Origin of the sequence: Streptomyces venezuelae, from assembly GCF_008642315.1 — a bacterium.
GTDB classification, from domain to species: Bacteria; Actinomycetota; Actinomycetes; order Streptomycetales; family Streptomycetaceae; genus Streptomyces; species Streptomyces venezuelae_D.
In genome coordinates this window covers 2,576,665-2,596,841 of record NZ_CP029192.1, presented here as the reverse complement: position 1 = coordinate 2,596,841, position 20,177 = coordinate 2,576,665, and the positions used below count along the sequence as shown (strand labels likewise).

Sequence of the window (20,177 nt, the reverse complement as noted above, 5' to 3'; positions counted from 1 at the left end):
GAGTGATCCGTCGAGCCACGAGAGGTCATGCACTGTTCTCAAGCCCCACGTGTGAGGGCCAACTGGCCATGGTGACTGGCAGATACCAGGCAGTCAGTAGCGCCTTCATCGGCTCCACAACCGTGCGGGCAAGGGCCGCTCCGCGCACGCTGACATCCCTTTCGTTCGGACTCGTGTCCCGAATGAGACAGCCTACGAGACGGATGTCGCGTCCTTGAGACTGGACGTACCGGGACGCAGCGGCCTTGTAAAGCTCTCTGTGCTCTTGCGTGGAGCATCGGGCGCGAAGCCACTTGATCAACGTCCAGTGGTCGGCGTGCTTGTCCGTCAGTCGCTCCAGTTGTTGGATCAGCCCCGAACGGCCGTACACGACGTTTGGTGGTGCAGATGCGTCCGCAGATGACTTGACCTCGCCAAACAGCAGTGTGGCCGCACCGTCTATGACGCTAAGACCAACTAGGTCCGCGCCAGGGAGGCTGGCTCTTCTGGTACGCCTATCCCGAGCGTTGTTCCAGACCCACACTACTGAGTGCCAGTGCTCCAGCAGAACCTCTGCAAGGGCTTCGCCCACCTCCCAAGGCAACGGTTCAGCTTCACTCGCAAGGAGGTCACCCACAGTCTCCACAGCCATCTCTGTGGTCGCCAGTGCGCGAAGCTCCTCAATTATTGCAGCGCTGGACTCTAAGTCGCCCACTCTCTCGGCCCACGGACCGTCTCCTAACTCGACCATCACCTCAGGCGTTAACCGAACGCCTGACCAGGCGACGTCGCCCTGAGCTCCTGCGAAAGCAGATTCGCCGGCACGAATGCGCGGCGAGGATTGCTGCGCCATACGTAAGTCCCCTGCCATGCCTGGTGGGGTCGACTGTCAGCGCACATTGCCCCCCACGCCCTCCCTTGCGAACCAAGATTGTCTCGACCGTCTTTGCCGATGTCTACAGTGCGTCAGGGGTCGAAACTCCTCGTATCTCAAGAGTGCGCACTCGGGTGTGTCGCTCAGGAGAGCGCGAGCGGCGATCCCTTTGATGCGGAGGCGGGGTTCTGGCAGGTCAAGTGCAGTGCGGAACCGCGACCATTCGTGCACCCTCTGTCCTCCCCCGCTGAGACGCCTGTCACCACGTACACGCAGCAGGCCACCGGTTTGTGCGTTCTGGCAGCTGTAGGGGCGAGCGTTCAAGCGGGTGAGTCCGGCCCTTTGCCCAGCTCAAGCGGGATAGCGCCGGGCCGTCTGTGGGCCGTCGAAGGGCGACCCACAGCGACCACCGACGACCAATGACGACCCCCATCAATGCGCGGTGACCTGGTCGACGTCTGTGCGTCTGCGACACTGGAAGGACCATGCCTGTACCCGGAGAACTCACTTTCGTCGCGCCGCGCGGTGCCAAGAAGCCGCCGCGGCACCTCGCCGACCTCACGCCCGCCGAGCGCAAGGAAGCCGTCGCCGCCATCGGCGAGAAGCCGTTCCGTGCCAAGCAGCTCTCGCAGCACTACTTCGCGCGGTACGCGCACGATCCGGCGGAGTGGACCGACATCCCGGCCGGGGCGCGGGAGAAGCTGCGTGAGGCGTTGCTGCCCGAGCTGATGTCCGTGGTGCGGCACATCAGCTGTGACGACGACACGACGCGCAAGACGCTGTGGCGGCTCTTCGACGGGACGCTCGTCGAGTCGGTGCTCATGCGGTACCCCGACCGGGTCACCATGTGCATCAGCTCCCAGGCGGGCTGCGGCATGAACTGTCCGTTCTGTGCCACGGGGCAGGCCGGTCTCGACCGGAATCTGTCGACCGGCGAGATCGTGCATCAGATTGTTGATGGCATGCGGGCGCTGAGGGACGGCGAGATTCCGGGGGGTCCGGCTCGGCTTTCCAACATCGTCTTCATGGGGATGGGCGAGCCGCTCGCCAACTACAACCGTGTGACAGGGGCCATTCGCCGCCTCACCGACCCCGAGCCGGACGGCCTCGGGCTCTCGCAGCGGGGGATCACCGTGTCGACGGTGGGGCTCGTGCCCGCCATTCACCGGTTCTCCGACGAGGGCTTCAAGTGCCGGCTCGCGATCTCGCTGCACGCGCCGGACGACGAGCTGCGCGACACCCTCGTGCCGGTGAACACGCGGTGGAAGGTGCGGGAGGTGCTGGACGCGGGGTGGGAGTACGCCGCGAAGTCCGGACGCCGGCTCTCCATCGAGTACGCGCTGATCCGCGACATCAACGACCAAGCCTGGCGTGGTGACCGGCTCGGGCGGCTGCTCAAGGGCAAGCCCGTGCACGTGAACCTGATTCCGCTGAACCCTACGCCGGGCTCGAAGTGGACCGCCTCGCGGCCCGAGGACGAGAAGGCGTTCGTGGAGGCCATCGCCGCCCACGGTGTGCCCGTCACGATCCGGGACACCCGGGGGCAGGAGATCGACGGGGCGTGCGGCCAGCTCGCCGCCGCCGAGCGGTAGGCGAGCAGTAGGCGAGCGCTGGGCGAGAGGTAGTCTGGCGGGCGTACGGCTCGTACGAGTACACACATCTGCATATTCCGACAGGGGAGCGCCACAGCGCTGAGAGTGCGGCCACTTGGACAGGTGGGCCGCAGACCCTCTGAACCTCGCCCAGGTCATTCTGGGTAGGAAGTTCGGGCATCACTCAAGCTGTAGCGCCCTGCCCGCGTGCCGTCGGTGCGCGGGCGGGGCCGCGTCTTCTCCTGGTCACCCAGGAGGAAAGTCAGTGAGCACCACCAAGTCAGGGAGCACCAAGAAGGTCGCGTTCACCGCCGTGGCAGTGGGCATCGGGCTCGTCGCCGTCTCCGCGTGCGGCAGCTCCGACGGCGGGTCCGGGAAGGCCGACTCGAAGAGCGTCACGCTCGTCAGTCATGACTCCTTCAATGTCTCGAAGGACGTGTTGAAGGACTTCGAGAAGCGGTCCGGATACAAGGTCAAGGTCCTCAAGGACGGTGACGCGGGCGCCGCCGTGAACAAGGCGATCCTGTCCAAGGACAACCCTCAGGGCGACGTCTTCTTCGGCGTCGACAACACGCTGCTCTCGCGGGCCGTCGACAACGGGCTCTTCCAGTCGTACCGGGTCAAGGGTGCGGAGAAGATCAAGCCGGAGTTCCTGGCCGACGGGGACAGGAGCCGGGTGACGCCCGTCGACAGCGGTGACATCTGCGTCAACTACGACAAGAAGTACTTCGCCGACAAGAAGCTCGCGCCGCCGAAGTCCTTCGAGGACCTGACCAAGCCCGCTTACAAGGATCTGCTCGTCACCGAGAACGCCTCGACCTCGTCGCCCGGCCTCGGCTTCCTGCTCGGCACCGCCGCCAAGTACGGGGACGACGGGTGGGAAAGCTACTGGAAGAAGCTCAAGGCCAACGGCGTCAAGGTCGTCGACGGCTGGGAGCAGGCCTACAACGAGGAGTTCTCCGGGTCCGCGGGGGGCAAGAAGGCCAAGGGGGACCGGCCGCTCGTCGTCTCCTATGCCTCCTCGCCGCCCGTCGAGGTGCTGTACGGCAAGCCGCAGCCGAAGCAGGCGCCGACCGGCGTCGCGACCGGCACCTGCTTCCGTCAGGTCGAGTACGCGGGCCTGCTCAGCAACGCCGGCAACGAGAAGGGCGGCAAGGCGCTCCTCGACTTCCTCGCGAGTCAGGAGTTCCAGGAGGACATGCCGCTCAACATGTTCGTGAACCCGGTCCGTGAGGGTGCCACGCTGCCGAAGCTGTTCACCGAGCACGGCGTGACGGTCGACAAGCCCGAGACCATGGACCCGAAGAAGATCGCCGACAACCGCGAGCCGTGGATCAAGTCGTGGACCTCGCTCGTACTGAAGTAGCGAAACCCCGGCCACGCGCGGGATCCCGGCGCGGGAGCGCGGCGCGGCTCGGTCTGATGGCCGTGCCCGTCGCGTTCTTCGCGCTCTTCTTCGCCTATCCGGTCACGGCGATCGTCGCGCGCGGGCTGCACATCGACGGCGTGTGGCGGTTCGGGCGGATCACCGACGTGCTCGGGCAGTCCGACATCCGGCACGTGCTGTGGTTCACCACCTGGCAGGCGCTCGCGTCGACGGCGCTCACGCTGCTGATCGCGCTCCCCGGCGCGTACGTCTTCGCGCGCTTCGACTTTCCGGGGAAGCGGGTGCTGCGGGCCGTCGTCACGGTGCCCTTCGTGCTTCCGACGGTCGTCGTCGGCACGGCGTTCCTCGCGCTGATCGGGCGGGGCGGGCTCTTCGACGAGCTGTGGGGCGTGCGCCTGGACACCACGGTGTGGGCGATTCTGCTCGCGCACGTCTTCTTCAACTACGCAGTTGTCGTGCGGACCGTGGGCGGGCTCTGGTCGCAGCTCGATCCGCGGCAGGAGGAGGCCGCGCGGATGCTCGGCGCCTCCCGGTGGAAGGCGTGGCGGACGGTGACGCTGCCCGCGCTCTCGCCCGCCGTCGCCGCCGCCGCGCTCATGGTCTTCCTCTTCACCTTCACCTCCTTCGGTGTGGTGCAGATCCTCGGCGGACCCGCGTACTCGACGCTCGAAGTCGAGATCTACCGGCAGACCGCCCAGCTCCTCGACCTGCCGACGGCCGCCGTCCTGACCCTCGTGCAGTTCGCCGCGGTCGGCCTGATCCTGGCGATCCACGCGTGGACGGTGCGGCGGCGCGAGAGCGCGCTGAAGCTCGTCGACGCCTCGGCCGCGGCGCGCAGGCCGCGCGGCGCCGGGCAGTGGACGCTGCTCGGGTTCGTCATGGCGACGGTCGTGCTGTTGATCCTGCTGCCGCTGGGTGTGCTGGTGCAGCGGTCCTTCGACGGGCCCGAAGGATTCGGGTTCGCGTACTACAAGGAGCTGACCTCGGCGGACGGCGGCGCCTTCCTCGTACCGCCCATCGAGGCGATCGGGAACTCGCTGCAGTACGCGGTGGTGGCCACGGCCATCGCCGTGCTGATCGGAGGGCTCGCCGCCGCCGCACTCACCCGGCGCGCGGGCCGGCTCGTGCGCGGCTTCGACGCGCTGCTCATGCTGCCGCTCGGCGTCTCCGCGGTGACCGTGGGCTTCGGGTTCCTGATCACGCTCGACAAGCCACCCCTCGATCTGCGGTCCTCCTGGATCCTGGTGCCACTCGCCCAGGCCCTGGTCGGCGTGCCGTTCGTCGTACGCACCATGCTGCCCGTCCTGCGCGCGGTGGACGGCAGGCTCCGCGAGGCGGCTGCCGTGCTCGGGGCGTCGCCGCTGCGGGCGTGGCGCGAGGTCGACCTGCCGATGGTGTGGCGGGCGCTGCTGATCGCCGCCGGGTTCGCCTTCGCCGTCTCGCTCGGCGAGTTCGGGGCGACGGTCTTCATCGCGCGGCCCGACAATCCGACGCTGCCGGTCGCCGTGGCCCGCCTGCTCGGACGCGCGGGCGACCTCAACTACGGCCAGGCGATGGCCCTCTCGACGATTCTGATGGTGGTGTGCGCGGTGTCCCTGCTGCTCCTGGAACGCGTCCGGACCGAGCGCACCGCGGGGGAGTTCTGATGACGGACGCGCTGCTGAGTCTGCGGGAGGCGACGGTACGTTTCGGGGCGCGGGCCGCGCTCGACGCCGTGGACCTCGACGTCGCCGAGCACGAGATCGTCTGCGTGCTCGGGCCGAGCGGCAGCGGCAAGTCGACGCTGCTGCGCGCGGTCGCCGGGCTCCAGGGGCTCGACTCGGGGCGGGTCGTCCTCGACGGACGCGACCAGCGCGGGGTGCCCGCGCACAAGCGGGGCGTCGGCCTCATGTTCCAGGACCACCAGCTCTTCCCGCAGCGGGACGTGGCGGGCAACGTCGCCTTCGGGCTGCGCATGCACGGCGCGTCGCGCGGCGAACAGGTCGACCGGGTCGCCGAGTTGCTGGAACTCGTCGGCCTCCCCAAGGCACAGCGGCGTGCGGTGGCCGCGCTGTCCGGCGGCGAGCAGCAGCGCGTGGCGCTGGCGCGGGCGCTCGCGCCGCGGCCCCGCCTGCTGATGCTCGACGAGCCCCTCGGCCAGCTCGACCGCTCGCTGCGGGAGCGTCTGGTCGTCGAACTCAGGGAACTCTTCGACGAGTTGGGTACGACCGTCCTCGCCGTCACGCACGACCAGGGCGAGGCCTTCGCGCTCGCCGACCGCGTCGTCGTCATGCGGGACGGGCGGATCGCCCAGTCCGGCACGCCGCTGGAGGTGTGGCAGCACCCGGCCGACGAGTTCGTGGCGCGGTTCCTCGGCTTCGACAACGTGGTGCCGGCGACGGTGGCGGGCGGGGCCGCCGACACGGTGTGGGGCAAGATCCCGGTCCAGGAGGGCACTTCGGCCGGACCGTGCACGATCCTGGTGCGACCGGCCGGGGTGCGGCTCGTGCCTGCCGAGGAGGGGCTGCCGTGCCTGGTCACGGCGCGCACCTTCCGGGGCACGCATGTCGCCGTACACCTGCAGCCGAAGGACGGGCCGCGCCTGGAGGCGGCGTGTGCGTTGCGCCGGGCGCCGGAGGTGGGGGAGACGGTGGGCGTCGGGTTCGACGCGGAGGACGTGGTGGTGCTGGGCTGAGGGGCGCCTCGGGATGCGTGTGCGCGGCCGCGCGCGGCGCCGAAAACCAGGTGTCGCGGCGCAGGCGTCGCTCTACTGTTCGGCCATGACGACACTCGGCCACGAGCGGTACTGCGACGAAGTCGCCCGGCAACTCGACCTCCTGCGCGCGACGCTGACCGGCGCGGACCTCACGGTCACCGTGCCGACCTGCCCCGACTGGACACTGGCCCGGCTCGTGCGGCACACGGGCGGCGCGGTGCGCTGGAGCGAACGCCTGGTCGCCACGCGCGCCGGACAGGACATTCCGGAGGAGGACATCCCGGAGCTCGAAGGCCCCGAGGACGACGCCCCGCCGCCCTCGACGCCTGGCTGGCCCGCACCGCGGAGCTCGGCGCGACCACGTTCCGCGCCGCGGGCCCCGACGCCACCGTGTGGTCGTGGGCCGACGACCACAGCGCCGCGTTCTGGGCGCGCCGCATGACGCACGAGCTGGTCGTGCACCGCGCGGACGCGGCCATCGCCGCCGGTGTCCCGTACGAGGTCGACCCGGAGGTCGCCGCGGACGCCATCGACGAGTGGCTCGACCTCGTCGCCCTCGCGCAGCGCACCGACCCGGACGACAGCGCGGCGGAGCTCAAGGGCGGCGGACGCAGCATCCACCTGCACGCGACCGACGCGCCGCAGGGCCTGGACGCCGAGTGGCTCGTCGAGTTCGGCGACGACGGGTTCACCTGGCGGCGCGGCCACGCGAAGGCGACGGTCGCGCTGCGCGGGCCGCTCACGGAGGTGCTGCTCGCCTTCTACCGGCGACGGTCCCTTGACAGCGGGCGCGTGGAGGTCGTGGGGGAGCGGGAGGTGCTGGACTTCTGGCTGGAGCGGGCTTCGTTCGGGTGAGCCGACGCGGTTACGGCGTATGCGCTCAGGCCGTGCGGGACGGCGTCGCGCCGAGCCCCCGCAGGGCGTCCGGGGCGTCCTCCACGCGGTCCACCAGGGCGATCCGGGACTCCATCGGGCGGTCGCGGGCCAGCGACCGGAGCAGCGGCCACACCGGCAGGTGGTCGGTCCAGTGGGCGCGGTCGACCAGGACCATGGGGGTGGGTTCGCCGCGGGACTCGTAGTAGTTGGGGGTGGCGTTGTCGAAGACCTCCTGGACGGTGCCCGCCGCGCCGGGGAGGAAGATGACGCCCGCGTTCGAGCGGGCGAGGAGGCCGTCCTCGCGGGTGGCGTTGGCGAAGTACTTGGCCAGGTGCGAGGCGAACGCGTTCGGGGGCTCGTGGCCGTAGAACCATGTGGGGATGCCCACGGAGGCGCCGCCGTCGGGCCACCGCTCCCGGACCGCGAAGGCCGCCCGCGCCCACTCCGTGACGGAGGGCGTGAACGACGGGGCCTTGGCGAGGAGTTCGAGGGACTCGTCCAGCATGACGTCGTCGAACGGCGCCGCGTAGGCACCGAGGTTCGCGGCCTCCATGGCGCCCGGGCCGCCGCCCGTCGCGACGGTGAACCCCGCGCGGGCCAGCGCGCGGCCGAGCCGGGCCGCTCCCGCGTAGGCGTCCGTGCCGCGGGCCATCGCGTGCCCGCCCATGACACCGACGACCCCGGACCCGACGAGGAGCTCGTCGAGGGCGTCCGAGATGGAGTCGTCGTGTATGGCGCGCAGCATCGAGGAGAAGACGTCCCCGTCGGCCTTGGTCCGCTGGAACCAGTCGTACGCGTGCGCGTCCGGCGTCGCGTCGTACCCGCCCTCGGCGAGGCCGACGAACAGGTCGTCGGCGGAGTAGAGCAGCCCGCGGTACGGGTTGAACGGCAGTCCGGGGACGGGCGGGAAGACCAGCGCGCCGCCCGCCCGCACCCTCGCCGCCGCGTCCTCCCGCATCGGGCAGCCGAGGAAGACGGCGCCCGCCACGTCCGCCGCGAGGAGGGCGGAGGTGCGCTCCGTCAGGTCGACGGCCTGGACGCGGCACCCGGCGAGGGCGCCGCGTCCGGAGGCCTCGTCGAACTCGGCGAGGGTCTCGATCTCGCGGTCCTCGCCGGGGGGTTGCGGGTCGGACTGGGGTGTCGGATGCATCCGCCCATGCTAAGCAGGGCGGCCACCGGCGCCTCGGTCAGCCCTGGACCTCGGACGGGTCCATCCACATGACCTCCCAGGTGTGGCCGTCCAGGTCGTCGAAGCCGCGGCCGTACATCGTTCCGTAGTCCTGGACCTTGCCCGCCGTGCCGCCCGCGGCGATCGCTCTGTCGACGAGCTCGTCGACCTTCTCGCGGCTCTCGGCGCTCAGACAGATCAGCGTCTCGCTGACCTTCGTGGCGTCCGCGATCTCCTTCTGCGTGAAGTTCGCGTAGTGCTCCTTGCTCAGCATCATCGCGACGATGGTGTCGCTGATCGTCACGCACGCGCAATCGTCGGTCGAGAACTGTGCGTTGAGCGTGTAACCGAGCTCCGTGAAAAACTTCTTCGACGCGGCGACGTCGGACACGGCCAGGTTCACGAAGATCATCTGCTGGTACATGGTGTGTCTCTCCCGGTGTGTGTGCGCGGTCAGCGCGTCTGCTTACGGAGGGATAGACATGCGTTCGACCCGGAACTCATCGCTCGTCGCGAACTTTTTTCTCACCGGGTCAACGGCAGCGCTGCCAGCTGTGCGACGACCCAGGTCAACGGGCCGAACACGGCGAACAGCGCGCCCGCGCGGAGCGCCGCCGAACCGCGCAGCATCGTCGCGGGCGCCCCGAGCCGCAGCAGCGCGGACGTCGTGTCCGAGCGCGCCTGCCGTGCCTCCACGGAGGCCGTGGCCAGCGTCAATACCGCGCATCCCGCGACGAGCAGCGCGCCGAGCGTGGTCAGCGGACCGGCCTCGGGGCGCGGCCCCGCGTACAGCACGATCGACGCGTACGCGCCCGACGCCACCGCGCACAGCACGCCGAGCGGGCGTCCGATGCGCCGCGCCTCCTCCTGCAGGACGCGCCCCGCGAGCAGGCGCAGCGCACCGGGCCTGACCGCCTGCAGCAGCCGCCCGCAGAGGTAGGTGAGGCCGGGGCCCGCGAGGACGAGGCCGAGCGCGGTCAGCGCCCATCCCGCGAGCACGCCCGCGGGACTGCCGTCGGCGCTGCCGGGCAGGGGGAAGCCGGTGTTCGGAGCGGTGCCCGAGCGGCTCGTGTACGTCTCCACGGCGAGGCCGGCGGCGAGCAGGGCGACGCCCCAGGGGAGGCCGCTCGGAGGTGGTGTGGGGGCGGCGGGTTCGGTCCCGGGCTCCGCGCGGGCCGGGGGCTCGGACTCGGTCTCCGCCTCGGTGCCGGGCCGGGACGCGGTCGCGGTCGCGGGACCGGCCTTGGCCCCGCGCGTGATGCCCCCGGCCCTGGCCGTGGTCTTCGTGGCGCGCGGTCGCAGTACGAAGGCGCTCGCCGCGGACGCGGCGATCGGCACCAGTGCGAGCAGGGTGAGCGCGGCGGCGACCGGCAGCGGCTGGTCGGCGGCGAGCAGATCGGCCGCCGACCCGTCGAAGGGGAGGCCCGAGACATCGCCGCGCAGGTGCAGGAAGAAGAGCAGCGCGAGCATGGAGCCGAGCGTGCAGGCGACGGCCGTGGAGACGGCGGCGAGCATCATCAGCCGGCCGGGGCCGAGGCCCACCGCGGAGAGCCCGCTGCGGGGGCGGGTGCCGGGGTCGGTACGGGCGACGGCGACGGCGAAGTAGACGGTGGCGGCGATCGGCGCGACACACCACGCGAGGCGCAGCCCGGCGCCCGCTCCGGGGCGCTCCATCGCGTACGCCAGGGTGCAGAGCAGCAGGAAGCCGGTGCCGGCGGAGGCGGCGGCGACGAGGAGCCGTCGGAGCTGGACGACGGGGTGGGCGCCCCGGGCTAGACGGAAAGCGAGCACGCGGCCCCTTCCGTCCGGGTGGGGGAGGCGACACCGGCGGAACGGGTGGCTTCGGCGGTGCTTGCCGAGGTCGGGGGCGTGGCCTTGGGTGTGGGCGTGGGGGTGTCCGTTTCCGCGGGCGTGGCCTTGGTCGCGGGCGCGGGCGTGGCCGCGGTTGTCGGCGTGCCGGTGGCCGCGGTGCTGGTGGTGCCTGCGGGGTGCCTGGTGCCTGTGGCGTGTTCGGTGTCTGTGCGCCCTGAGGTGCTTACGGGGTGCCTGGTGTCTGTGGGACCTGAGGCGCCTACGGAGCCCGAGGTGCCTGAGGTGCCCGAGGAGCCTGAGGTGCCCGAGCCCGAGGAGCCCGCGGTGCCCGATGGCCCAGCGGCGACCGCCTTCTCGGTCTTCGCCCCTTCACCTCCCCCGGACCCGCCAGCCCTCTCCCCCCTCTCCACCCCCGGCAGATGCACCGTGCTCACCCGTCGGCCGTCCAAGAGGCTGACCGTGCGGTCCGCCAGCGTGGCGACCGCCTGGTCGTTCGTGGCGAGGACGACCGTGATGCCGTGCGAGCGGGCCGCCGTCGTCAGCGTGCGCAGGGCGAGCGTGTGGTCGGCGCGGTGCAGGGGAGCGGTGGGCTCGTCGGCGAAGAGCACGGACGGCGTGGTGACCAGGGCACGGGCGATGGCCACGCGCTGCCGCTCCGACTGGAGCAGCGCGTGCGGCCGCTTCCGCGCGCAGTCGCCGATGTCGAGACGGTCCAGCCACTCCTGGGCGGCGGGCTTGGAGACCCGGTGCGAGGCGCCGCGCAGCATCAGCGGCAGGGCGACGTTCTCCCAGGCGGTGAGCTCGGGGACGAGGTGCGGTTCGGGGTCGATCCAGCCGAAGCGGTCGCGGCGCAGCCGTTCGCGTACGAGCGGGCCCATCGTGTGGACGGGCGTGCTGTTGAACCACACCTCGCCCTGCTGGGGGAGCAGTTGGCCGGAGAGGCACTGCAGGAGCGTCGTCTTGCCGCTGCCGCGCGGGCCGTTGACGGCGAGGATCTCGCCCTCGCGGACACCGAGCGAGACGCCGGTGAGGGCGGGGGAGCCGTTGTGTGTGACATGTAGGGCGCGTGCCCACAGCACGTCGTTGTCCGGCGGGGCCACCATGGCGTACACCTCGGTTCAGATCAGCTCGACTCCCCCGTACGGGGGAACGAAGGCGGGGCCGATCGGTCACTGGGCACGGTAGGGATACGGGCGGACCCGTCCGGAAACGACGCGGCCCGGGGGCCGCCGTTCTCACTCGAACGGCGGCCCCCGGGCCGGTGTTGATCACAACCTGTTACGAACCGATCAGAGCTTCGTCCACGCCTCGGTGAGGACCTGCCGCAGGATGCCCTCGATCTCGTCGAAGGTCTCCTGGGTGGAGATCAGCGGCGGGGCGAGCTGGACGACCGGGTCGCCGCGGTCGTCGGCACGGCAGTACAGGCCGTTGTCGTACAGCGCCTTGGAGAGGAAGCCGTACAGGACGCGCTCCGTCTCCTCGTCGTTGAACGTCTCCTTGGTGGCCTTGTCCTTCACGAGCTCGATGCCGTAGAAGAAGCCGTTGCCGCGGACGTCGCCGACGATCGGCAGGTCGAGCAGCTTGCGGAGGGTCTGGTGGAACGCGTCCTCGTTGTCGAGGACGTGCTGGTTCAGGCCCTCCTTCTCGAAGATGTCGAGGTTGGCGATGCCGACCGCGGCCGAGACGGGGTGGCCGCCGAAGGTGTAGCCGTGCAGGAAGGTGTTGTCGCCCTTGTAGAACGGCTCGGCGATGCGGTCCGAGATGATGCACGCGCCGATCGGGGAGTAGCCCGAGGTCATGCCCTTGGCGCAGGTGATCATGTCCGGGACGTAGCCGAACTTGTCGCAGGCGAACATCGTGCCGAGGCGACCGAAGGCGCAGATGACCTCGTCGGAGACGAGCAGCACGTCGTACCGGTCGCAGATCTCGCGCACGCGCTGGAAGTAGCCGGGCGGGGGCGGGAAGCAGCCGCCCGCGTTCTGCACCGGCTCCAGGAAGACGGCGGCGACCGTCTCCGGGCCCTCGAAGAGGATCTCCTGCTCGATCTGGTCGGCGGCCCAGCGGCCGAAGGCCTCGGGGTCGTCGCCGTGGATCGGGGCGCGGTAGATGTTGGTGTTCGGCACCTTGTGCGCGCCCGGGACCAGCGGCTCGAAGGGGGCCTTCAGGGCGGGCAGACCGGTGATGGACAGGGCGCCCTGCGGGGTGCCGTGGTAGGCGACCGCGCGCGAGATGACCTTGTACTTCGTGTGGTTGCCGTTGAGCTTGTGGTACTGCTTCGCCAGCTTCCACGCGGTCTCGACGGCCTCGCCGCCGCCGGTGGTGAAGAAGACCTTGTTGAGGTCGCCCGGCGCGTAGTCGGCCAAACGTTCCGCCAGCTCGACGGCCTTCGGGTGGGCGTAGCTCCACACCGGGAAGAAGGCCAGCTCCTGCGCCTGCTTGTAGGCGGTCTCGGCGAGCTCGTGACGGCCGTGGCCCGCGTTGACGACGAAGAGGCCGGACAGGCCGTCCAGGTACTTCTTGCCCTTGTCGTCGTAGATGTAGGTGCCCTCGCCACGCACGATGGTGGGGACGGGCGCGTTCTCGTACGACGACATGCGGGTGAAGTGCATCCACAGGTGGTCGTAGGCGGTTTGGCTGAGGTCCTTGCTCACGGCTATCGGGTTCCCCACATATAGGTCTGCTTCTTGAGCTTGAGGTAGACGAAGCTCTCGGTGGAGCGCACGCCGGGGAGGGCGCGGATGCGCTTGTTGATGACTTCGAGCAGGTGGTCGTCGTCTTCGCAGACGATCTCCACGAGGAGGTCGTGCGAGCCCGCGGTCATCACCACGTACTCGGCCTCCGGCATGGCGGCCACGGCGTCCGCGACCGGGTCCACATCGCCCTCGACGTCGATACCGACCATCGCCTGCCTGCGGAAGCCCACGGTGAGCGGGTCCGTGACGGCGACGATCTGCATCACGCCCTGGTCGAGCAGCTTCTGGACGCGTTGGCGCACGGCTGCCTCGGACAGGCCGACGGCCTTGCCGATGGCGGCGTACGGACGGCGTCCGTCCTCCTGGAGCTGTTCGATGATCGCCAGAGATACGGCGTCCACGGGAGGGGTGCCGTTCCCACCGCCGCTTCCGCCAGGGTTTCCGGTGCGGGAGCTGCGAGGGGTGCTGGGGTCTGCGCTGCGACTGGCCACGACCTCACTCTGCACGACGTCTCGTCACTTCCGCAAGGCTCAACCGTTGAAATTCGTTGTTTCGAACTTCAATACTCACGGATTCCGCAGTTCTGGGCGGCTGGGTATGTTGAAAGCGTCGGTGCAGCGACTAGGGTGGGTGTCTCATCCACTGGACATCTGACTTGGAGGGCCGCGGAAGTGACCACCGAGCTGCGCCGTCTGCGCAACTACATCAACGGAGAATTCCGGGACGCGGCCGACGGACGGACCACCGAGGTCATCAACCCGGCGACCGGCGAGGCCTACGCGACCGCGCCGCTGTCCGCCCAGGCCGACGTGGACGCCGCCATGAAGGCCGCCGCCGACGCGTTCCCCGCCTGGCGCGACCTCACCCCCGCCGAGCGGCAGAAGGCCCTGCTCAAGATCGCCGACGCGTTCGAGGAGCGGGCCGAGGACCTCATCGCCGCCGAGGTCGAGAACACGGGCAAGCCGACCGGACTGACCCGGTCCGAGGAAATCCCGCCCATGGTCGACCAGATCCGCTTCTTCGCGGGCGCGGCCCGGATGCTCGAAGGGCGCGCCGCGGGTGAGTACATGGAGGGTCTGACCTCCATCATCCGCCGCGAGCCGATCGGCGTCTGCGCGCAGGTCGCGCCGTGGAACTACCCGATGATGATGGCCGTCTGGAAGTTCGCCCCGGCGCTCGCGGCGGGCAACACGGTCGTCCTCAAGCCGTCCGACACGACCCCCGCGTCGACCGTCCTGATGGCCGAGATCATCGGCTCCATCGTGCCGCCCGGCGTCTTCAACGTCGTCACGGGCGACCGCGACACCGGCCGTGCCATGGTCGAGCACCCCACCCCGGCGATGGCCTCCATCACCGGGTCGGTGCGTGCGGGCATGCAGGTCGCCGAGTCCGCCTCCAAGGACCTCAAGCGCGTCCACCTGGAGCTCGGCGGCAAGGCGCCCGTCGTCGTCTTCGAGGACACCGACATCGCCAAGGCCGTCGAGGACATCTCCATGGCGGGCTTCTTCAACGCGGGCCAGGACTGTACGGCCGCCACGCGCGTGCTCGTCCACGAGTCCATCCACGACGACTTCGTGACCGCGCTCGCCAAGGCGGCCGCCGACACGAAGACCGGTCAGCCGGACGACGAGGACGTGCTCTACGGCCCGCTGAACAACGCCAACCAGTTGAAGCAGGTCTCCGGCTTCATCGACCGGCTGCCCGCGCACGCCAAGGTCGAGGCCGGCGGCCAGCGGGTCGGCGAGAAGGGCTACTTCTACGCCCCGACCGTCGTCTCCGGCCTCAAGCAGGACGACGAGATCATCCAGAACGAGGTCTTCGGCCCGGTCATCACCGTCCAGTCCTTCACGGACGAGGCGCAGGCCGTCGAGTACGCGAACGGCGTCGAATACGCGCTCGCCTCCTCCGTCTGGACGAAGGACCACGCGCGCGCGATGCGCATGTCCAAGGTCCTCGACTTCGGCTGCGTCTGGATCAACACGCACATCCCGCTGGTCGCGGAGATGCCGCACGGCGGCTTCAAGAAGTCCGGCTACGGCAAGGACCTCTCGGCGTACGGCTTCGACGACTACACGCGCATCAAGCACGTGATGACGTCCATCGAGGGCTAGTACTGCTCTGGCCTGGGCCTTATTGAGGTGCCCGGCCCCGCCGCCCTCGCGTACCGTCGCGTACGCGGGGGCGGCTCCGCGGTGTGCTTCCTTCTTTTTCTTCTCTGCAAAAGATCCGTAGCGCACCCACTCCCCGCCCCCGCTCTTCTCTGCACCATGGGGGTGGAACCTGATGACGACGACGAACGACGACCTCCTGGGGATGCTGCTGCGCCGTCGGCAGAGCGTGTACGTCCCCGAGGGACCCGGACCGTCCGCCGTGACCACCGCCGGCGTCGTCGTCCTCGAAGCCGAACTCGCCGACCGCGGCCACCTGCTGACCGCCCCGCTGCGCCGCGCGCTGACCGCGCTGTCCGCCGACGGCCTCGCGGCGACCGGGCGGAAGCTGCTCGCCGACGTCGACGCCCTGATGGGCTCCGACCGGCACCACGCCCCGCTGTTCGCGCGGTTCCCCGCCGAGACCGCCTACCAGCCCGCGTACGAGCGGTACACCACCGTCGTCGCCGAGCATCTCGCCGCGCAGAAGCACCAGCCCTGCATGAACTGCGCGGGCACCACGTCGAGCGTGCGCGCGCTCGACCCGTGCGCCCACCTCCTGTGCGACGATTGCCTCGGCACGAAGATCGTCCCCTGGAACTGCTGCGACCAGTGCTGCGAGTGGTACGAGTGCCCGATCTGCGACAAGCGCTACGAGACGGACGGCCCCGTCGACCCCTGGCTCGACACCGGCGCCGGTCTCGACGGTGACGGCGGCCCCGTCCTGCGTGCCCTGCGCCTGGGCGCGCCCGGCGACGCCGCCGCCGAACTCGCCGCGCTGCTCGCCCGCCGCACCCCCCTGAACCCGCAGGACCACGACGACCTCGTCCTGCTCCTCGGCAACCTGGACCCGGCGGCGGCCGCGGAGTGGCTTCCGCCCGTCATTCCGCTGCGCGAGAGCAAGGCCCTCGCCCTCGCGCCGCTCCTCGACCTGTCCGCCGTGCGCCCGCTGATCGGACGGTACGCGGACACGGCCACCGACGTGCTGCGCCTCCTCGTCGTACGCTCCGGGGGCGACCCCGACCTGCTCGAAATCCCGCGCCTGCGCGGCCTGCCGCGCCCCGTACGCCGCGAACTCCTCGCCCTGCTCGACGGGTTCGAGTTCCGGCGCCTCGCCGAGGACATGGCACGCCACCCGCGCGCGTGGAAGCACGTCGGTGAAATCCTGCACCCCTTCGAGCACGCCCGCCGCCACGCGCGCGTGGCCCTCGCCTTCGCCGCCCTGCGCGGCACCCGCGTCGACGACGGCGCGCTCGGCGAGATACTGCTCGCCGAGGCGGCCCGGCACGACGACGTCCGCCTCGCCGGCGACCGGCTGCGCGTCGTCACCTGGCAGGCACGCGTCGAGGAGGCGCTCGGCCGCTGGGACGTCGAGGCCGCGGTGCGCCTGCTCCGCGAGCGGCCCGGCGAGCTCCTGCGCCGCCTCGACCTGCTGCTCGCCCGCTCCGGCTCGGCGACGCTCCCGGACGCCGTCGCCGAGGCGCTCGCCGCCGCCCTGCCGCACTCGGGCCCCGGGCCGCTGCTCGGCGCGTACGGCCGCATGAAGGTCCGTGCCGTGCCGGGACACCGCCGCGTCTTCTTCCCGCGCGGCCGCGTCACCCAGGCGTACGCGGTCGAGGACCACCGGCCGCCGCTGCCCGCCCGGGTGGCGGGCCGCGCCGGTGAGCTCATCGAGGCGGAGGCGGTGCGCCGCCTCGCCGAACGCGACGGCGAGCGGTACGACGTGGCCGTCCTGGACGCCGCGCTCGCCGACCTGCCCGTACCGTTCGCCGAGCGGGCGTCGGCCGCCTCGCTGGTCGCCGTGCCGCGCGGCAGCTCCCTGCCCGTGCCCGCGGACAGCGAGACCGTGCGTCTCTTCCTGCACTGGACGCAGCCCAAGGGCGTCCGCGTCGACCTCGACCTGTCCGTCGCGCTCTACGACGACCTGTGGCGCTTCATCGGCCTCTGCGACTACACACAGCTGGAGTACGCGGGCGGCGCCGCCCGGCACTCCGGGGACCTCACCTCCGCGCCCGCCCCGCAGGGCGCCACCGAGTACCTGGACCTCGACCTGCCGCGGCTCGCGCACACCGGGGTGCGGTTCGTGGTGCCCGCGGTGTTCTCGTACAACGACATCCCCTTCGACGAACTCCCGGACGCCTTCACGGGGTTCATGGCGGTCACGGGCAAGGACCGGGCCGTCTACGACCCGCGCACGGTCCGGCAGCGCTTCGACCTCGCGGGCGACGCGAAGCTGACCGTGCCCATGATCGTCGACCTGCGGGCGCGGCGCGCCTGGTGGACGGACGTCACCCTCGCCACGACCGGCACCCACCACGCCGTGTGGCGCTACCGCGAGCAGATCGGCCGCATGGGCAACGACCTGCTCGACACCTTCCAGCCGTGCGGCCGGGCCACGCTGTGGGACCTGGCCTGCTGGACGGCGGCGGCCCGCACCGACGGCGACGTGTACGTGCGCGGACGCGGCCACGTCCTGTGGGGCTACCGCCGTGCGCAGGGCGAGCCGCGCGCCGACTTCGCGCTGCGCATACGGGACGGCTGGGAGCCGGACGCGCTGTGCGCGGAGGCGGAGTTGACGGACCGGACCGCCCTGCTCGCGCTGGTGCACGGCGACCTGCCGGGCGCGCAGGACGCGGCGTCCGGCACGGCGTACCGCCTCTACCCGGGGCCGGTGGACGAGGCGGCGCCGGAGCGGGTCACCGCCGGGGACCTGGCGGGGTGGCTGGAGCCCGCGTGAGTGAGTGCGTACGCCCGGGGTGATCGACAAGGTGTCGGCTCCTCGCGGCGGGGCTCGACGCTGCGTCCATTGCCGCGCCGACGGACGAGGGCGCATGCTGCCGGGGTGCGAGCGAACCCCATGACCTCCATGACCTCCTCCGTGTCCCGCCGTTCCCTGCTCCGCGTCCTGGGCGGCGGTGCGGCCGTCGGCGCGCTCGCCGGATGCGGGGTGCCCGCCGCGTACATCGAGCCGGGGGAGCGGGCGGCGAGCGACGACTCGCGCAGGGACAGGACGCTGGCCTTCGCCAACTGGCCGCTGTACATCGACACCGACGACAACGACAAGACGAAGCGGCCCTCGCTGGACGCCTTCGAGAAGCGGACCGGGATCGACGTCCGCTACACGGAGGAGATCAACGACAACGACGAGTTCTTCGGCAAGATCAGCCCGTCTTTGATGAACCACCAGGAGACCGGCCGCGACCTCATCGTCATCAGCGACTGGATGTGCGCCCGCTTCGTCCGGCTCGGCTGGGTCCAGGAGATGGACCGTGCCCGCCAGCCCAACGTGACCAAGTACCTGGACCCGCTCCTGCGGTCGCCGCACTTCGATCCGGGGCGCAAGTACACCGTCCCGTGGCAGTCGGGCATCACCGGCATCGCTTACAACAAGCGCAAGGTCGGCCGCGAGCTCAAGCAGGTCTCCGACCTGTGGGCCGATGACCTCAAGGGCCGCGTCACCCTCCTCTCCGGCCTCGACGAGGCGTTCGCGCTGCTCCTCCAGGGCGACGGCGTCGACATCAGGAAGTGGACGGCGGACGACTTCCACCGGATGTGCGACAAGGTCGAGAAGATGGTGAACAGCCATCACATCCGCCGCTTCACCGGCAACGACTACATCAAGGACCTCTCCAGCGGCGACGTCCTCGCCTGCCAGGCCTACAGCGGCGACGTCATCCAGCTCCAGGCGGACGACCCGGACATCGAGTTCGTCGTCCCCGAGGAGGGCGCGGAGCTGTGGGCGGAGTCCCTGATGGTGCCCAACCTGGCCCGCCACAAGCAGAACGCCGAGCGGCTCATCGACCACTACTACGACCCCGAGGTCGCCGCGGAGCTCGCCGCCTGGGTCAACTACGTCTGCCCCGTCCCCGCCGCCCGCGACGTCCTCGCCTCCTCCAAGGACAAGGAACGCGCCGCCCTCGCCGAGGACCCGCTGATCTTCCCCGACGACGCGATGCGCAAGCGGCTCGTCATCGCGCGGGACATCACGTCGAAGGAGCGCACGGAGTTCGCGAAGCGGTGGAACGCGTTGGCGGGGTTGTAGCAGGCTGGCCGGAGCGGCGGCGTCCGCGGCGGTGGTTGTGCACCGCCTCCCGGATGTCCTCGGCGGGCCACGTGACGAACGTCAGGGCGCCGTTGAGCCGGGCCGCGTGGCCCGCCGCGGTGAACGCGAACCCGCGCTGCCCGAGGTCCGCGAGCCGCATGCCCTTGGTGCGGCCCTGATGACGCGCTGCGTCAGCGGCCCCCAGGGGTTGTCGTGAGATCAGCGAAGACCGTGCAGGACGTCGATGCGGTTCGTGGTGATCGCGTCGACGCCCGTGTCGATCAGGCGCCGCATCGAGCGGCGCGTGTCCGGGGTCCAGGCGGAGACGAGCAGGCCCTGCCGGTGCACGTGGAGGGTCAGTTCGCGGTCGACCAGCGGGAAGCGGAGGTTGAGCCAGCGCGGCTTCACCGCGTCCAGCAGGACGGGGCGGGGCGGGGCGGTGGTCGTCCAGGTCAGCGCGATCTCCGCGGCCGGGTCCGCCTCGCGCACGGCGAGCATCGTCCGCCCGCCCGCGCAGTAGTACACCCGCTCCGTCGCCCCGCACTCGGCGACGACCCCGATGACCGTGCGCACGGCGTCGTACGTCGCCCCCGGCAGGTCGATCATGAGCCGGTGCCCCTCGGTGGCCGCGAGGGCCGCCGCGAGGGTCGGGATGCCACCCTCGGTGAGGCCCTCGACCTCCGCCGACGACAGGGCGGCGAGCGGTCGCTCGTACCCCCACAGGCGCTTGAGGGTCGGGTCGTGCAGCAGGACGGGTACGCCGTCGCCGCTCAGGCGGACGTCGATCTCCACCGCGTCCGCGCCCCGGTCGAACGCGGAGCGCAGGGACGGGAGGGTGTTCTCGCGGACGCGGTAGGGATCGCCTCGGTGGGCCACAGCAGTCACGGTGCGCATGGGCCCATTGTGGTCACG

14 protein-coding genes, 2 pseudogenes and 1 riboswitch are annotated in these 20,177 nt (G+C 70.8%); of the genes and pseudogenes, 8 read left to right on the top strand and 8 right to left on the bottom strand.

Features of this window, described 5'->3' with window-relative positions; genetic code table 11:
- Positions 1 to 25 precede the first annotated feature (25 nt).
- Positions 26 to 832 (bottom strand): hypothetical protein, encoded by an 807-nt coding sequence (locus tag DEJ48_RS10705; RefSeq protein ID WP_150215923.1) that lies wholly within the window; start codon positions 830 to 832, stop codon positions 26 to 28.
- 506 nt (positions 833 to 1,338) lie between these two features.
- Here DEJ48_RS10705 and rlmN point away from each other — a divergent pair.
- From rlmN to DEJ48_RS10680, 5 genes and pseudogenes are all read left to right on the top strand, one after another.
- Positions 1,339 to 2,445 carry a 23S rRNA (adenine(2503)-C(2))-methyltransferase RlmN gene (gene rlmN / locus DEJ48_RS10700; protein ID WP_150215922.1) on the top strand — a complete coding sequence of 369 codons (1,107 nt, stop codon included), beginning with the start codon at positions 1,339 to 1,341 and terminating at the stop codon, positions 2,443 to 2,445.
- 72 nt (positions 2,446 to 2,517) lie between these two features.
- Positions 2,518 to 2,634: riboswitch (TPP riboswitch) on the top strand.
- Between the two features lie 76 nt (positions 2,635 to 2,710).
- Positions 2,711 to 3,811, top strand: a complete 1,101-nt coding sequence (locus tag DEJ48_RS10695; protein ID WP_150215921.1) for a thiamine ABC transporter substrate binding subunit — start codon at positions 2,711 to 2,713, stop codon at positions 3,809 to 3,811.
- On the top strand, positions 3,787 to 5,478 hold the full coding sequence (locus DEJ48_RS10690) for an ABC transporter permease (protein ID WP_150215920.1): 1,692 nt from the start codon (positions 3,787 to 3,789) through the stop codon (positions 5,476 to 5,478). The genes DEJ48_RS10695 and DEJ48_RS10690 overlap by 25 nt, the downstream gene beginning before the upstream one ends.
- Positions 5,478 to 6,506, top strand: coding sequence for an ABC transporter ATP-binding protein (locus DEJ48_RS10685; RefSeq protein ID WP_150215919.1), 1,029 nt, complete (start codon positions 5,478 to 5,480; stop codon positions 6,504 to 6,506). Before DEJ48_RS10690 ends, DEJ48_RS10685 begins: the two co-directional genes overlap by 1 nt.
- An 85-nt stretch (positions 6,507 to 6,591) precedes the next feature.
- A pseudogene (locus DEJ48_RS10680) lies at positions 6,592 to 7,382 on the top strand (maleylpyruvate isomerase family mycothiol-dependent enzyme).
- A gap of 25 nt (positions 7,383 to 7,407) precedes the next feature.
- On the opposite strand, the gene DEJ48_RS10675 reads toward DEJ48_RS10680, so the two are convergent.
- The 6 genes and pseudogenes from DEJ48_RS10675 to DEJ48_RS10650 form a co-directional block, all read right to left on the bottom strand.
- Positions 7,408 to 8,553 carry an LOG family protein gene (locus tag DEJ48_RS10675; protein ID WP_150215918.1) on the bottom strand — a complete coding sequence of 382 codons (1,146 nt, stop codon included), beginning with the start codon at positions 8,551 to 8,553 and terminating at the stop codon, positions 7,408 to 7,410.
- A gap of 37 nt (positions 8,554 to 8,590) precedes the next feature.
- Positions 8,591 to 8,995, bottom strand: a complete 405-nt coding sequence (locus DEJ48_RS10670) for a VOC family protein (protein ID WP_150215917.1) — start codon at positions 8,993 to 8,995, stop codon at positions 8,591 to 8,593.
- 101 nt (positions 8,996 to 9,096) lie between these two features.
- Positions 9,097 to 10,362 (bottom strand): hypothetical protein, encoded by a 1,266-nt coding sequence (locus tag DEJ48_RS10665; protein WP_150215916.1) that lies wholly within the window; start codon positions 10,360 to 10,362, stop codon positions 9,097 to 9,099.
- A gap of 332 nt (positions 10,363 to 10,694) precedes the next feature.
- A pseudogene (locus DEJ48_RS10660) lies at positions 10,695 to 11,486 on the bottom strand (ABC transporter ATP-binding protein); the annotation flags it as partial.
- A 186-nt stretch (positions 11,487 to 11,672) separates the two neighbouring features.
- Positions 11,673 to 13,052 (bottom strand): aspartate aminotransferase family protein, encoded by a 1,380-nt coding sequence (locus DEJ48_RS10655; protein ID WP_150215915.1) that lies wholly within the window; start codon positions 13,050 to 13,052, stop codon positions 11,673 to 11,675.
- Positions 13,037 to 13,582: an Lrp/AsnC family transcriptional regulator gene (locus DEJ48_RS10650; RefSeq protein WP_190537321.1), complete on the bottom strand. Its 546-nt coding sequence runs from the start codon at positions 13,580 to 13,582 to the stop codon at positions 13,037 to 13,039. The genes DEJ48_RS10655 and DEJ48_RS10650 overlap by 16 nt, the downstream gene beginning before the upstream one ends.
- A 165-nt stretch (positions 13,583 to 13,747) precedes the next feature.
- Here DEJ48_RS10650 and DEJ48_RS10645 point away from each other — a divergent pair, with 165 nt between their 5' ends.
- The 3 genes from DEJ48_RS10645 to DEJ48_RS10635 all read left to right on the top strand — a co-directional run bounded on the left by DEJ48_RS10645 (position 13,748) and on the right by DEJ48_RS10635 (position 19,265).
- Complete coding sequence (locus DEJ48_RS10645; protein WP_150215913.1) at positions 13,748 to 15,187, top strand: gamma-aminobutyraldehyde dehydrogenase; 1,440 nt, start codon at positions 13,748 to 13,750, stop codon at positions 15,185 to 15,187.
- Positions 15,188 to 15,359: 172 nt separating this feature from the next.
- Positions 15,360 to 17,960, top strand: a complete 2,601-nt coding sequence (locus DEJ48_RS10640) for an MXAN_6230/SCO0854 family RING domain-containing protein (protein ID WP_150215912.1) — start codon at positions 15,360 to 15,362, stop codon at positions 17,958 to 17,960.
- A gap of 120 nt (positions 17,961 to 18,080) precedes the next feature.
- On the top strand, positions 18,081 to 19,265 hold the full coding sequence (locus tag DEJ48_RS10635) for a spermidine/putrescine ABC transporter substrate-binding protein (RefSeq protein WP_223831990.1): 1,185 nt from the start codon (positions 18,081 to 18,083) through the stop codon (positions 19,263 to 19,265).
- Positions 19,266 to 19,484: 219 nt separating this feature from the next.
- Here the strand turns inward: DEJ48_RS10635 and DEJ48_RS10630 are convergent, their stop codons facing one another.
- On the bottom strand, positions 19,485 to 20,159 hold the full coding sequence (locus tag DEJ48_RS10630; RefSeq protein WP_150215911.1) for a glycerophosphodiester phosphodiesterase: 675 nt from the start codon (positions 20,157 to 20,159) through the stop codon (positions 19,485 to 19,487).
- Between the last annotated feature and the right edge of the window lie 18 nt (positions 20,160 to 20,177).